Consider the following 13,181-nt stretch of genomic DNA (forward strand, 5'->3'; position numbering starts at 1 on the left):
CACATGAGCAACCGCGTCGCCCTCGTCACCGGCAGTGCCCAGGGAATCGGCAAGGGCATCGCCACCACCTTGGGAGCACAGGGATTCCGGGTCGTTGTCGCCGACCTCAACCAGGAGGCGGCGGAGCAGGCCGCGAAGGAGATCACCGCGGCCGGCGGCACCGCGTTCGCCGTGCGGATCGACGTCACCAGCACCGAATCGGTGGAAGCCGCGGTGGCGACCGTCGAGCAGGAGTTCGGCCCCATCGAGGTGGTGGTGAACAACGCCGGCTGGGACGACTTCATGCCCTTCGTGAAGACCGACGAGGCGTTCTGGGACAGGATTCTCGACATCAACTTCAAGGGCGCGCTGCGGGTCATCAGGACGGTCGTGCCGGGGATGATGGAGCGCGGTTTCGGGCGCGTGGTGAACATCGGCTCCGACGCGGGCCGCGTCGGATCGTCCCTGGAGGCCGTGTATTCCGGTGCCAAGGGCGGCATCATCGCCTTCACCAAAACGCTCGCCCGCGAGGTCGCGACGAAGGGCGTCACGGCGAACACGGTCTGCCCCGGCCCCACCGACACCCCGGCGCTGCGGAAGTTCGCCGAGGGCGCCGGCGACGCCGAGAAGGTGATCGGCGGGATGACCCGCGCGGTCCCGATGAAGCGCCTCGGGACGCCGGAAGACATCGGCCCGGCCGTGGCCTTCTTCGCTTCCGACGGGGCCGGGTTCGTCACGGGCCAGACGCTGTCGGTCAGCGGCGGCCTCACGATGTCCTGATGGGGGACATCGAAGTCGGCTGGGCGGAATCCGGCGACTACACCGATATCCGTTACGAGACCACGTCCGACGGCATCGCCAAGATCACCATCGACCGCCCGGAGGTGCACAACGCCTTCCGGCCACAGACCCTGATCGAGATCTCGCGGGCGCTCACGGTGGCCCGGGAGGACGAGTCGGTCGGCGTCGTCGTGCTGACCGGCGCGGGCGAGAAGGCGTTCTGCTCGGGCGGTGACCAACGAGTGCGGGGCGACAGCGGGTATCAGGCGGATGCCGACAGCACCGGCCGGTTCCACGTCACCGACCTGCACGTCCAGATGCGGCGGTGCCCCAAGCCGATCGTCGCCATGGTCGCCGGGTACGCGATCGGCGGCGGCCACGTGCTGCACCTGGTCTGCGATCTCACGATCGCCGCCGACAACGCGGTTTTCGGGCAGGTCGGGCCCCGGGTCGGCTCGTTCGACGGCGGCTTCGGGGCGAGCCTGCTGACCAGTCTCGTCGGGCCGAAGAAGGCCAAGGAGATCTGGTTCCTGTGCCGGCGCTACGACGCGGCCAAGGCCGAGGCGATGGGCCTGGTCAACACGGTCGTGCCGCTGGCCGACCTCGAGGCGGAGACCGTGCGCTGGTGCCGGGAGATGCTCGAGCTGTCCCCGTTCGCGCTGCGGCTGATGAAGGCCAGCTTCCACGCGGCCGAGGACGGCTTCGCCGGGATCCAGCAGCTGGCCCACGACGCCAACCTGCTGTTCTACGGATCGGCCGAAGCCCAGGAGGGACGCGAAGCGTTCAAGGAAAAACGCGCTCCCGACTTCAGCCGGTTTCCCCGGCGGGCCTGACCACCTGAACCCCGGACCAAGAATCAAGCGAGGCACGATGAGTGAACCCGAAGCCGTCACCTGGCGCAGCGCGTCGCCGGGAATCACCGTCGTCACGGTGAACCGCCCGCCGGCCAACGCGCTCGGGCTGCCGATCCTCGACGGGCTGCACTCGGCGTTCGACGCCGCGGAGAAGGCCGGTGACGTCAGGGTGATGGTCGTCGAGTCGGCCCTGCCCGGGTTTTTCGCCGCCGGCGCGGACATCAAGCACATGTCCACCATCGACGCCGAGACGTTCCTCGCGTACGGGAACCGCATGCGGTCGGTCAACGACCGGCTGGCCGCCGCGCCGTGGATCTCGATCGCGGCAGTCGACGGGGCCGCGCTCGGCGGCGGTCTCGAGCTCGCGATGGCGTGCACGCTGCGGGTGTGCGGTCCCCGGGCGAAGTTCGGCCTGCCCGAGGTCAAGCTCGGCCTGATCCCGGGAGCCGGTGGGACACAACGACTCCCGCGGCTGGTCGGCCGGGGCCGGGCACTGGATCTCATGCTGACCGCCCGTCAGGTGCGCGCGGACGAGGCGCTCGCCATCGGACTGGTCGACCGGCGCACCGAAGGTGACGTGCTGGACGCCGCGCTGACGCTGGCCGCCGAGATCGTCCCGTCCTCGCTGCCGGCGCAGCTGGCCGTGGTGCGCACGGTTGATGCCGCGTTCGAGCTGCCCCTGGCCGACGGGATGGCTTACGAGGCCACACAGGAACAGGCGCTGTTCACCGACGGCGACGCGGCCGAAGGCATCACCGCCTTCATCGAGAAGCGACCGCCGAACTTCGCCTGATCCGTGGCCCGGGCGAGAACCGCAGCGGAAGGAGCCGGTCGTGAAGATTCCGGACGAGGACTACAAAACACTGCGGCTCAGCGAGCCGGGCACCGATGTCGCGCTCGTGGAGCTGAACCGCCCCAGCCGGTACAACGCGATGACCGACACCATGTTCGACGAGCTGGAACGGGCGTTCACCGCGCTCGACGACGAGGACGGCTGCCGGGCAGTGGTGCTGACCGGCGCGGGCCAGGCGTTCTGCGCCGGCTACGACCTCGCCGACGCGGAAGACCTCCCCGGACTCGGTGCGCTGGGCATGCTGGATCGGCAGGAACGGGCGGCGCGGGCCCTGCTCGCGGTGCGTTCCGTGCGGGTTCCGGTGATCGCCGCGGTCAACGGGGCCGCGGCGGGCGGCGGTATGTCACTCGCGCTGGCGGCCGATATCCGGCTCGCGGCCACCGGGGCGAAGTTCAACGCCGCGTTCGTCCGGATAGGACTGTCCGCGGGGGATCTCGGTGCTTCCTGGCTGCTGACGCGGCTGATCGGCCCCGCTCAGACGAGCGAGATCTGTTTCACCGGGCGCATGGTGCTCGCCGAAGAGGCGGAGCGGATCGGCTTGGTCAACCGTGTGGTCGCTCCTGACGCGCTGCTGCCCGAGGCCCTGGCGCTCGCCGAGACGATCGCCGCCAACTCTCCCGGCGGGGTGCAGCTGTCGAAGCGTGCGGTGCAGGCCAACATGGAGATCTCGTCGTACGCCGCCGCACTCGAATTGGAGAACCGCGGCCAAGCGCTGTTGACGCGCGGCTCGGACATGCCGGAGGCGCTGGCCGCGTTCAAGGAGAAGCGCAAGCCCCTGTTCACCGGCTGCTGACGCGCCACGACACGACAGCGAGGTCGTCATGCGATTTCCCGAATTCGAGACCCTGACCTTCGAAGTGCTCGACGGTGGGATCGGCGTGCTCCGGCTGAACCGGCCGGAGCGGATGAACGCCCAGACCGTGCGGATGTTCCACGAGTACGGCCTGGCGGCCCGGGCCCTGCGGGACACCGGGCTCCGCGCGCTGATCCTGACCTCCACCGGGGACCGGGCGTTCTGCGCCGGGTTCGACCTGGCCGAGATCGACGTGATCACCCGCATGGGAGTGCGGGAGTTCCTGAAGTTCCAGGAGACCGCGACGGGCGGGATCGCGGCGCTGCGGCACTTGCCGTTCCCGGTGATCGCCGCGGTGCACGGGCCGGCGACGGGTGGTGGCATGGCGTTGGCGCTGGCCGCGGACATCCGGCTGGTCGCTCCGTCGGCGAAGTTCAGCGCGGCCTTCGTGAAGGTCGGCCTTTCGGTCGGCGAGCTGGGCACCTCCTACACACTGAGCCGGCTCGTCGGCCCGGGGCGCGCGGCGGAAATCGGCTACACCGGGCGGCTGGTGGCGGCGGAGGAGGCCGTCACGATCGGCTTGGCGAACCGGATGGTGCCCGGCGAGCAGCTGTTCGGCGAAGCCGTCGCGATGGCGGAGCAGATCGCGGCGAACTCCCCAGGCGGGGTGCGGATGTCCAAGCGGGCCATCCAGCGCAATCAGGAGATCACGTCCTACGCCGCCGCGCTCGAGCTGGAGAACCGCGGCCAGGCGCTGCTGACGCGGACCGCGGACATGCCGGAAGCGTTGTCGGCCTTCACCGAGAAGCGCCAACCGCGCTTCACCGGGCGGTGAGCGGTGACTGGGGAGTGGACACCGGCGGCCCGCCGGGAACTGGCGGAATTCCTCGAGGCCCGCGGGCTCACCCGGGGGCCGGTCACGACCCGCCGGATCGGGGACGGGCACTCGAACCTGACCTACCTGGTGTCGGACGGCGAACGGCAGGTGGTGCTCCGGCGTCCGCCACCGCCTCCGGTGCCGCCGGGTGCGCACGATATGGCGCGCGAGGCCCGGCTGATCGGAGCGCTGCGCGAGACCGAGGTTCCCGTGCCGCGTCTGCTGGCCACCGCGGACGCGGGGCAGCTGCTCGACGTGCCTTGTTACGTCATGAGTTTCGCGGCGGGCCCGGTGGTCACGACCCGGACGCCGCCGCCACTCGACCAGCCCGGGACCCGCCGGGCGATCGGATACGCACTGGTGGACACCCTGGCCGCACTGCACACGGTCGACTGGCGCTCGGCCGGGCTGGCCGGCCTGGGGCGGCCGACCGGGTTCAACGAGCGGCACCTGCGGCGGATCACCGGTCTGGTCGCGGGCGAGGACGGTGCGCTGCCCGCGCCGTTCGCACCGGTCCATTCCTGGCTGATGGCGAACATCCCCGCCGAATCCGGCGCGGCCCTGATCCACAACGACTACCGGATCGGCAACGTCGTCCTGTCGGCAAAGGAGCCAGGACGCGTCGAAGCGGTGCTGGACTGGGAGCTGGCCACCCTCGGCGATCCGCTGTTCGACCTCGGCTATTTCCTGGCTTCGGTCCCGCGGCCGGGCGTCCCGCTCACCCCCACCGAGGAGTTCGGGACGGCCCTGCTCGAACCGGGCTATCCCGGCCGCGAGGCGCTGGCGCAGCGGTACGCCGCCCGGACCGGCGCGAACCTGGCCGCACTCGGCTGGCACCGCGTTTTCGCGCTGTGGAAGCTGGCCGTGCTTTACGACTACGGGCGACGGCGGGCCGGCCGCAGCGGCGGCGACCCGTATTACCGGGAGGAATCGCTGGTGCGGTCGTTCCTCCACGAGGCCCAGGCCGTCGCCCGTTTCGAGGGAGCCCATGAGCACTGAATTCGACGACGCCCTCGTACCGCGGCCGGACGCGGTACACCACGACCGGTTCTTCGACCGGTTCATGCTCAACCTGCACCCCGCGGACGCGACGGCGCCGTCGGTCATCACCGGTCTCGGCCACTACCCGGCGAGGAACGTCGTGGACGGGTTCGTCGTGGTCACCACCGGCACGGAGCAACGCAATGTCAGGTTCTCCACCGAGCTTTCCGCCACCAGCGGCGCCGGCGCCGGGCCACTGGCGTTCGAGATCATCGAGCCGAACCGCCGCTGGCGGCTCCGGGTGGCGGACAATCCGGCCGGCGTCGCCTTCGACGTGGTCTGGACGGCGCGGACCCCGTACTGGCTGCGCGAGGTGGAACTCGGCAACAACGCCGGGCCGCCGACGAAGTTCGAGCACTTGGTCCAATCAGGACGCTACCGCGGGAGCCTGACTCTCGACGGTGCCACGCATCGGGTCGACGGGTGGTACGGGCAGCGGGACCGTTCGCGCGGGGTGCGGAACATGGGTGGCGGGCAGGGCCTGCACCTGTGGTGCCAGGCGCAGTTCCCCGATCGGTCGATCGGCTTCCTGCTGGTGGAGGACCGGGCGGGGGAGCGGCTGCTGGCCGAGGGGGCCGTCCTGCACGAGGACGGCACTGTGGACGACGTCGTCGACGTGGGCCATCGGCTGGCATTCTCGGACCTGGACCTGATCGCCGGCACGGTGGCGGTGAGGACGGCCGCCGGGCGCGTTTACCACCTCGAGGCCGACGCGTCGGCCGGCGGCGGGTTCATGGCCGGGGCGGGTTACGGCGGCGGGCACGGGGTGAGGCGTGGACGTGGCTACCTGGACCACGAGGTCTACCGGCTCGACGGGCCGGTGAGTCCGCGCACCCTGGACACATCCCTGACCGACCGGCTGTGCGCTTTCCGTTGGGGCAGCACGGAGGGGACCGGAATCCTCGAGTTCGCGCTCACCCGCAGCGAGTCGTACCGCTACCGGCCCACCTTGCGCTGGCGCTGCCCCTGACTCGTGAGTGTTCATGCCGGTTAGAACCGTCACGAACACTCACGAGTGGGGCGCGAGTTCAGACCGACCGCTGCTTCTTGCTCGCCTCGGTGGCGGCCATGCTGCTCCGCTTGATCTCGGCCCAGTCGCCGTCCGAAAGCGCGGTGAGCCCGGCGAAGGTGCCCGGGCCCGCCAGCATCTGGCCGCCGTCCATGGCGATCGTCTGGCCGGTGAGGTAGTCGCAGGCGTCCGACAGCAGGAACACGGTCAGGTGGGCCAGTTCTTCGACCGTGCCGGCGCGGCCGGCCGGAATCTGGTCGGCCTGCGTCGCGCCGACGGCGCTGCGGTCCGTGGGATTGAGCATCGCCCAGGCGTACTCGGTCGGGATCGGGCCGGGCGCGACCGCGTTGAGGCGGATGCCGTACCGGGCCCACTCGACGGCGAGCGACATGGTCATGGCGTGCACGGCGGCCTTCGCCATGGCCGAGGGCACCACAAACGCCGAACCGGTCCAGACCCAGGTGGTCAGGGTGGACACCACGCTGCCCGGCAAGCCCTCGGCGATCCAGCGCTTGCCCGCGGCCAGGGTGGTGTGGAACGAGCCGCTCATCACCGTCCCGGTCACCGTTTCGAACGCGCGCGGGCTCAGATCCTTGCTCTGGGCGATGAAGTTGGCGGCGGCGTTGTTCACCACTCCGCTGAGCGGTCCGTGCCCGGCCCAGATCGCCGCCATCGCCTCGTCGACGGCTTCGTACTGCCGCACGTCCACCGTCTGGACGTGCACGCTGCCGGGCCGGGCCGCGCCGGCCTGCTCGGCGGCCTCCTCCAGCACGGCTCGCCGCCGCCCCCAGAGATGGACGTCCGCGCCGTGGGCCACGAGCTGCCCGGCGAGGGCACGGCCGAGGCCGGTTCCGCCGCCGGTGATGAGGAACTGCTTACCCGCCAAGAGATCGGGCCGGTACGGCGAGCGGGCGGTGGGGTGCGGCATGGCGATGGCTCACCTTCCTGGATCCTCGGCGTGGCCGGGTGACGGGACCGCCGAACGGGTCAGGAGAGCAGCCGTTTGGCGATGATCTCCCGCTGGATTTCGTTGGTGCCGCCGTAGATCGGCGGTGCCAGCGCCCGGCGGACCTGGAACTCCATGCCGTACTCGCGGGCGTAGCCGTAGCCGCCCATCATCTGCATGGCTTCCAGCGCCGTGTTCTTCGCGATCTCGGTGCATCGCATCTTCGCCATCGCGCTCTCCTGGGCCAGCTGGTCCTCCTGCCCGGCGTCGATGCGCGCGGCGACGTCGTAGAGGAAGGACCGTGCGAACGCGATGTCGGTCGCCAGGTCCGCGATCCGGTGCCGCAGCGCCTGGAAGGTGGCGACCTTCTGCCCGAACGCCTCCCGCTCCCGGACGAAGGCGATCGCGTCGTCCAGCGAGCGCTGGGCGCTGCCCACGCTCATCGCGGCGATGATCAGCCGCTCGACCCCCAGCCCGCGCATGAGCTGCTTCCAGCCCTCACCCGCCGTGCCCACCACGGCGGACGCCGGCACGCGGACGTCGGTGAAGAAGACGTCGTTGCAGGTCCGGGCTTCCATCGTGCGCACTTCCCGCATTTCGATGCCCGGCGTGGCGCAGGGCACCATCAGCAAGGTCAGTCCCTGGTGCTTGCCCCGGGTGGCGTCCTCCCGCCCGAGCACCAGCAGGTGCTCGGAGATGTGCGCCGCGGAGATCCAGGTCTTCTGGCCGTTGACGACGTAGTCCCCGCCGTCGCGGATCGCCTTGACCCGGACCCCGCCCAGATCCGACCCGGCCTCCGGCTCACTCAGGGCGATCGCCTCCAGCCGGCCGGCGACGAGGTTGCCGACGACGGTCTTCTTCTGCTCCTCGTTGCCCCACTTCAGATACGTCTGGGCCGCGGTGAGGCTGCTGGAGTACGCGGTGATGGGCGCGAGCCCGCGTGCGGTCTCTTCGAGGAAAACGCATTCGTCGGCGAATCCGGCGCCGCCGCCGCCGAGTTCTTCGGGCAGGGACACGCCGAGCCAGCCGTGCGCGGCGAGTTTCGCCAGGATCTGCGGGCTGTTGGCCAGCGTGCCGTTCTCGGTGAGAGCGTCGCGCTGGGCCTGTGTCCCGCATTCGCGCGCGCAGAAGTCCCGGATCGCCCGGGCGAATTCGGCCTGCTCCACGGTCGGTTGCATCGCCTCGCGCCCGTCAGTTTCCGCGGTAGGCGGAGAAGTCCGGCTGGCGCTTCTCGTTGAACGCCCGGATGCCCTCTTTCGACTCGTCCGTCTCGCCGAAGAGCTTGAGCGTCGTGTAGGCCATGTTGCCGATGCTGACCATGTGCTCGGTGTCGGTGTTGAAGGACTGCTTCAGCACCTTCAACGCGGTGGGCGAGTACTGCAGGATCTGGTCGGCCCACGCCCGCACTTCGTCGTGGAGCTTGTCCGCGGGCACGACCTTGTTGACCAAGCCCCAGTCCAGCGCCTCTTCGGCGGAGAGCCGGCGCAGCATGAACCAGATCTCGCGAGCGCGCTTCTCGCCGACCACACGGGCCAGGTAGCCGGAGCCGAGACCGGCGTCGAACGAGCCGACCCGGGGACCGTTCTGGCCGAAGGTCGCGGTGTCGGCGGCGATCGTCAGGTCCGCGAGGACGTGCAGCACGTGGCCGCCGCCGATGGCGATGCCGTTCACCGCCGCGATCACCGGCTTGGGCACATCGCGCATCACGCGGTGCAGCGACTCGACCTCGAACAGCCCGCTCTGCGAGGGGCCGTAGTCGCCGGTCTCCATCCGCTGCTTCTGGTCGCCGCCGGAGCAGAACGCCTTCTGGCCCGCGCCGGTCAGGCAGATGGCGCCGACCTCGTCGCTGGCCCAGGCCCGCTTGAACGCCAGGATCAGCTCGTCGACGGTCTGCGCGCGGAACGCGTTGTAGCGATCCGGCCGGTTGATGGTGATCCAGGCAAGACCACGCTCGACCTCGTACTTGATGTCGGTGAAGTTGTCCATCTACCTGCCTTCCGCTCCGTTGCCGACGCAGGCACGTTTTTTCGGCCTGACCATTTGCGACTGTAGCCGTGATAACGATCGTTTACAAGCTGGGGCCGTCATGGAGCGGGACCTGGTGTCCTGGCGCGGCGTTGCCCGAGGGTGTTGCTTATCGTGCGGCCGTTTGAAAGGTTAGACCTTTAATGGCGATGACGCGTCGACGTCCTGGACGGTGGAGGAACCTGTGCTCGAACTGACGGTGGCGGAACTCGCCGAGGCCCGGGACCTGGACCTGGGTGCCTCGGCCTGGCGCCGGGTGGCGCAGGCCCGGGTCGACACGTTCGCCGACGCGACGGACGACCACCAGTGGATCCACGTCGACCCCGAGCGCGCGGCCGGTGGCCCGTTCGGCGGCACCATCGCGCACGGCTACCTCACCCTTTCGCTCGTGCCCGCCATGTTCAAGGAGATCCTGGTGATCAAGGACCACGCGCGCGGGCTGAACTACGGTTTGGACCAGGTGCGGTTCACCTCGCCGGTCCCGGTGGGGAGCGAGATCCGGCTGGCCGGGGTGATCTCCTCGGCGGCCAGGCGGGACGACGGCGGCGTGCGGTACCGCGTGGCCCTGCGGATCGAGATCAGGGGCCAGGAGCGGCCGGCGATGGTCGGTGAGTCGATTTTCGTGACCTACGCGCGGTAATCGGGGCACCCCCGGCCGGTGTCAGCCGAGGCTGTGGTGGTGCACAGCCGCCACGATGCACGGCTTGCCTGCCCGGTTGCGGCCGGTGACGCGGGTGAGGGCGAGGCTCCGGCCGAGGCTCACGACTTCGGCCTGGAACTCGGCCACGTCCCGGTGCGGAAAGGGCCGCAGGTAGCTGACGGTGATCGACGCCGGGTGCAGGGTCGTGGTGCGGGTGGCCAGCGCCGCGCCGGCCACGAGCCCGGCTGCCCACAGGGTCACTCCGCCGTGCAAGGTGCCGTGCGGGTTCACCAGCTCGTCCGCGACATCGAAGTGAAGCCGGGCGTGGCCTTCGGCCGCGTCGATTTCCTGGCGAAGACCGGTGAGGAGACCGGCGGTGGGGTGGCTTCCGGGGAGCGCGTCGGGCGCGGCTCCGCGGCCGACGAACTTTCCCCATTGGCGGCTCCGGGCGATGAGCTGACCGTCTTCGCCGAAGACGGAGCCTTCGGCCAGCCCGGTCGTCGCGCCCCGGTGCACCGTCCGCCCTCGTGCCGACAGCCACGTTCCGTTCCCCGGCAGGGGCCGGAGGAAGTCGATCGAGATTTCGGTGCTCACCGACCAGCGCCCCGCGGGGGCCTGCGAGATCAGCGCGTAGCCGAGGATGTTGTCCGCGAGCACCCCGATCGAACCGGCGCCGCCCGGTCCGTCCGACCACGGCCCCAGGAGCATGCGCGCCCGGATTTCGCCGTCGGCGTAGGCGAGACCGTCGACGGCGAACAGTGCCTCGGGCCCACCGGGCAGGAAAGCCGGCGGCCGAGGCGAGGTGGTGGTGTCCAAGTAGGTCTCCCGGTGACGGACATCGTGTGGGGCGGGGGATCGGGACCGTCAGGTGGTGACGTCGAGTTCGGCGAAGCGCCGGTGCACGATCGGAGCCCACTGCGCGCGGAACGCCTCGATCCGGCGGGCGACCCGCCGCCCCACCCAGTCCGGCAGCAGCGCTTCCGGCAGCTGCGGATCGACCCGCGGGAACTCCTGCCACTCGCTCACCAGCCGGATGTGCGCGAAGAGGGTTTCGTCCGGCCCTTCCGGGCGCACGCCGTTCATCGCCGACCAGGCCTGCTCGTACCGGGTGCGCAGGTCGTCGAGGTCCCAGCCGCGTTCGACGATCTCGTCCGCGGAGATCCCGATGGCGCTGACGTTGCCGGTGAAGGCGAAGGTGTGCTGCCCGAGTTCGAGCTGCTCCAGCAGCTGCCGCACCTCCGCCGCCCGCTCGACGTGCGGGGTCAGCCACAGCCCGGGGAGCGGGTTCCCGAAGCCGGCCCAGGTCAGGCCCGCGTAGAGCGGGCGCCGGGCCCGCCGCATCGACTGGGGGATCGTCGTCCACAGCGCCAGCCAGGTCCCGTCCCAGCTGCTGAACGGATCACTGAGCGAGTAGACGCGGCGGGAGCCGGTTTCGAAGATGTGGATCAGCTTCGGGGTCAGGGTCCAGCACACCTCGCGGCCTTGGCGCTCCGGCTGGAGCCAGCCGGACGCCGAGGCCCGGGCGATCGCCTGGCGGGCGGTCTGCTCCTCGAAACCGAGCCCCTTGAGGATGTACACCAGCGTCGAGGTCCACACCGGCTGCCCGGTCGGCCACACCAGCTCACCGAGGATCGTGATGAGCAGGGATCGTGCGCTCCCGTGGGCCAGTGGCGCCTCCGTGGTTCCGGGCGAGGGCGCGTCAAGTGCCTCGGGGGTCGGCATGAGGCCTCCTCGTCTCCGTGTCGCACGGCTTCCCGGTCCAGCTAGATTCTACACGGCACGTAACTGAGTGCGGCAGGGTGTAGACCTAGAAGGCGCCTTGCGGGTACCATGGCGGGACCCTCTGTGCGATTCCGCGATTCCTCCGATGTGCGCCGCGTCTTTTCCGCGAGCGAGAGGAATCTGCCGTGCCTTATGTGATCGCCGATGCCTGCATCGATGTGATGGACCGTTCCTGCATGGACGAATGCCCCGTCGACTGCATTTACGAAGGGAAGCGCAAGCTCTACATCAACCCCGCCGAATGCATCGACTGCGGGGCCTGCGAGCCCGCCTGCCCGGTGAGCGCGATCGCCCTCGATACAAAGGTGCCCGGCGGCAAAGCCGAGTTCGTCGGGGACAACGCGAGGTTCTTCGAGGAGCCGTTGCCGGGCCGGGAGGAGGCCATCGGCGCGCCCGGGGGAGCGGGGATCACCGGTGCCATCGGGGTGGACACCGAGCTGGTCTCCGGGTTCGGGGACGCCGGATGAACCACGAGGTCGACCTCCTGATCGTCGGGGCCGGGCCGGCCGGCCTGTTCGCCGCCTACTACGCCGGTTTCCGCGGGCTTTCGGTGGCGGTGCTGGATTCGCTGCCCGAGCCCGGCGGCCAGATCAACGCGATGTACCCGGAAAAGCGGATCTCCGACATCGCGGGCTTTCCCGCGATCCGGGGCCGGGAGCTGGTCGACCGGCTGCTGGAGCAGGCCGCCCCGTTCCGGCCCCGGTACCTGCTGGGGCATCGGGCCGAAAGACTCGAACCCGGGTTCGCGGTCACCACCCACCGCGGCGCGCGGATCGCGGCGAAGGCGGTGATCATCACCGGCGGGATCGGCACGTTCACCCCGCGCCCGCTGCCCGCGGCGCAGCGGTTCGAAGGGACCGGGCTGGCCTATTTCGTGCGCAGGCTGGAGGACTACGCGGGGACCGACGTGGTGATCGTCGGCGGTGGCGACTCCGCGTTCGACTGGGCGGAAGCGTTGCACCCGCTGGCCAAGTCGGTCACGGTGGTCCACCGCCGCGAGACCTTCCGGGCCCATCCGGCCACGGTCGCCGCGGTGCGGGCGAGCCCGGTCGAGATCACCACCGGCGCCGAGGTCTCCAAGGTGCTCGGGGGCGAGGCGATCGAGCGGGTGGAGATCACGCGTGGCGACGAAGCGTGGACCCGGTCCTGCCAGCGGATCATCGCGGCGCTGGGGTTCACCGCGAACCTCGGGCCGTTGCTGGAGTGGGGCATCGACATCCGGAACCGGCGGCACATTCCGGTCGACTCGTCGATGGCCACCAACGTCCCCGGCGTGTTCGCCGCGGGCGACATCAACGACTACCCGGGAAAGGTGCGGCTCATCGCCGTCGGGTTCGGCGAGGCCGCGACCGCGGTGAACAACGCGGCGCATTTCCTCGATCCCGGGCAGCCGGTTTTCCCTGGTCATTCCACGGATACCGCGGCCGGCTGAACGCGAACGGCCGGCAGGCAGGCGGGTTCCGCCTGCCTGCCGGCCGTCGGCTTTTCCGGGGTACGCGGATCGCGGAAAGCACGTATATCTACGTGTTGTTGCCCGGGTCACAGCGCCATAGCTTGAGTTATCGAGCGGCGTAATTCGGCGGAATCGCGGTGCACGAGGGC

15 protein-coding genes are annotated in these 13,181 nt (G+C 70.2%); 10 read left to right on the forward strand and 5 right to left on the reverse strand.

The genetic code is table 11. From position 1 onward, the window contains the following. Window positions 1-3: 3 nt before the first annotated feature. Genes OG371_RS37645 through OG371_RS37675 form a run of 7 tightly spaced genes read left to right on the forward strand, consistent with a single transcriptional unit; the run spans window position 4 to window position 6,147 of the window. Window positions 4-759, forward strand: a complete 756-nt coding sequence (locus OG371_RS37645) for an SDR family NAD(P)-dependent oxidoreductase (protein ID WP_329060785.1) — start codon at window positions 4-6, stop codon at window positions 757-759. Next, the gene (gene menB / locus OG371_RS37650) at window positions 759-1,592 is read left to right on the forward strand and encodes a 1,4-dihydroxy-2-naphthoyl-CoA synthase (protein WP_442876029.1); all 834 of its coding nucleotides are present in this window, start codon (window positions 759-761) and stop codon (window positions 1,590-1,592) included. Before OG371_RS37645 ends, menB begins: the two co-directional genes overlap by 1 nt. 37 nt (window positions 1,593-1,629) lie before the next feature. Next, on the forward strand, window positions 1,630-2,406 hold the full coding sequence (locus tag OG371_RS37655) for an enoyl-CoA hydratase-related protein (RefSeq protein WP_329060787.1): 777 nt from the start codon (window positions 1,630-1,632) through the stop codon (window positions 2,404-2,406). Window positions 2,407-2,446: 40 nt separating this feature from the next. Then, window positions 2,447-3,259: an enoyl-CoA hydratase/isomerase family protein gene (locus OG371_RS37660; RefSeq protein ID WP_329060789.1), complete on the forward strand. Its 813-nt coding sequence runs from the start codon at window positions 2,447-2,449 to the stop codon at window positions 3,257-3,259. Window positions 3,260-3,287: 28 nt separating this feature from the next. Beyond that, window positions 3,288-4,094 (forward strand): enoyl-CoA hydratase/isomerase family protein, encoded by an 807-nt coding sequence (locus OG371_RS37665; protein ID WP_329060792.1) that lies wholly within the window; start codon window positions 3,288-3,290, stop codon window positions 4,092-4,094. 3 nt (window positions 4,095-4,097) lie between these two features. Then, complete coding sequence (locus tag OG371_RS37670; RefSeq protein WP_329060794.1) at window positions 4,098-5,135, forward strand: phosphotransferase family protein; 1,038 nt, start codon at window positions 4,098-4,100, stop codon at window positions 5,133-5,135. Beyond that, a complete protein-coding gene (locus tag OG371_RS37675; protein ID WP_329060796.1) occupies window positions 5,125-6,147 on the forward strand; it encodes a DUF7064 domain-containing protein in 1,023 nt (340 codons plus the stop codon). The genes OG371_RS37670 and OG371_RS37675 overlap by 11 nt, the downstream gene beginning before the upstream one ends. Before the next feature lie 58 nt (window positions 6,148-6,205). Here OG371_RS37675 and OG371_RS37680 read toward each other — a convergent pair whose 3' ends face one another. From OG371_RS37680 to OG371_RS37690, 3 genes are read right to left on the reverse strand one after another with little or no spacing between them, the layout of a single operon-like run. After that, window positions 6,206-7,114, reverse strand: a complete 909-nt coding sequence (locus tag OG371_RS37680; protein ID WP_329060798.1) for an SDR family oxidoreductase — start codon at window positions 7,112-7,114, stop codon at window positions 6,206-6,208. Between the two features lie 59 nt (window positions 7,115-7,173). Next, window positions 7,174-8,310, reverse strand: a complete 1,137-nt coding sequence (locus OG371_RS37685) for an acyl-CoA dehydrogenase family protein (RefSeq protein ID WP_329060800.1) — start codon at window positions 8,308-8,310, stop codon at window positions 7,174-7,176. A gap of 13 nt (window positions 8,311-8,323) precedes the next feature. After that, the gene (locus OG371_RS37690; protein WP_329060802.1) at window positions 8,324-9,118 is read right to left on the reverse strand and encodes an enoyl-CoA hydratase-related protein; all 795 of its coding nucleotides are present in this window, start codon (window positions 9,116-9,118) and stop codon (window positions 8,324-8,326) included. 223 nt (window positions 9,119-9,341) lie between these two features. Between OG371_RS37690 and OG371_RS37695 the strand changes: the two genes are divergently transcribed. Next, entirely contained in the window at window positions 9,342-9,797 is a 456-nt protein-coding gene (locus OG371_RS37695; RefSeq protein WP_329060804.1) for a MaoC family dehydratase, read from the forward strand. Between the two features lie 21 nt (window positions 9,798-9,818). Here OG371_RS37695 and OG371_RS37700 read toward each other — a convergent pair whose 3' ends face one another. Beyond that, window positions 9,819-10,613, reverse strand: coding sequence for a PaaI family thioesterase (locus tag OG371_RS37700; RefSeq protein WP_329060806.1), 795 nt, complete (start codon window positions 10,611-10,613; stop codon window positions 9,819-9,821). 48 nt (window positions 10,614-10,661) lie between these two features. Beyond that, window positions 10,662-11,519: a PaaX family transcriptional regulator gene (locus OG371_RS37705; protein WP_329060808.1), complete on the reverse strand. Its 858-nt coding sequence runs from the start codon at window positions 11,517-11,519 to the stop codon at window positions 10,662-10,664. Between the two features lie 185 nt (window positions 11,520-11,704). Here OG371_RS37705 and fdxA point away from each other — a divergent pair, with 185 nt between their 5' ends. Continuing rightward, a complete protein-coding gene (gene fdxA / locus OG371_RS37710; protein WP_329060810.1) occupies window positions 11,705-12,046 on the forward strand; it encodes a ferredoxin in 342 nt (113 codons plus the stop codon). After that, window positions 12,043-13,011, forward strand: coding sequence for an NAD(P)/FAD-dependent oxidoreductase (locus OG371_RS37715; RefSeq protein WP_329060812.1), 969 nt, complete (start codon window positions 12,043-12,045; stop codon window positions 13,009-13,011). Before fdxA ends, OG371_RS37715 begins: the two co-directional genes overlap by 4 nt. Window positions 13,012-13,181: the final 170 nt, after the last annotated feature.

The sequence above is a fragment of the Amycolatopsis sp. NBC_01480 genome, assembly GCF_036227205.1.
GTDB lineage: Bacteria > Actinomycetota > Actinomycetes > Mycobacteriales > Pseudonocardiaceae > Amycolatopsis.

Coding starts and splice junctions, on each gene's coding strand:
- OG371_RS37715 (WP_329060812.1), top strand. CDS start 12,043: ATGAACCACGAGGTCGACCTCCTGATCGTCGGGGCCGGGCCGGCCGGC.
- OG371_RS37690 (WP_329060802.1), bottom strand. CDS start 9,118: ATGGACAACTTCACCGACATCAAGTACGAGGTCGAGCGTGGTCTTGCC.
- menB (WP_442876029.1), top strand. CDS start 759: ATGGGGGACATCGAAGTCGGCTGGGCGGAATCCGGCGACTACACCGAT.
- OG371_RS37665 (WP_329060792.1), top strand. CDS start 3,288: ATGCGATTTCCCGAATTCGAGACCCTGACCTTCGAAGTGCTCGACGGT.
- OG371_RS37675 (WP_329060796.1), top strand. CDS start 5,125: ATGAGCACTGAATTCGACGACGCCCTCGTACCGCGGCCGGACGCGGTA.
- OG371_RS37645 (WP_329060785.1), top strand. CDS start 4: ATGAGCAACCGCGTCGCCCTCGTCACCGGCAGTGCCCAGGGAATCGGC.
- OG371_RS37655 (WP_329060787.1), top strand. CDS start 1,630: ATGAGTGAACCCGAAGCCGTCACCTGGCGCAGCGCGTCGCCGGGAATC.
- OG371_RS37685 (WP_329060800.1), bottom strand. CDS start 8,310: ATGCAACCGACCGTGGAGCAGGCCGAATTCGCCCGGGCGATCCGGGAC.
- OG371_RS37680 (WP_329060798.1), bottom strand. CDS start 7,114: ATGCCGCACCCCACCGCCCGCTCGCCGTACCGGCCCGATCTCTTGGCG.
- OG371_RS37705 (WP_329060808.1), bottom strand. CDS start 11,519: ATGCCGACCCCCGAGGCACTTGACGCGCCCTCGCCCGGAACCACGGAG.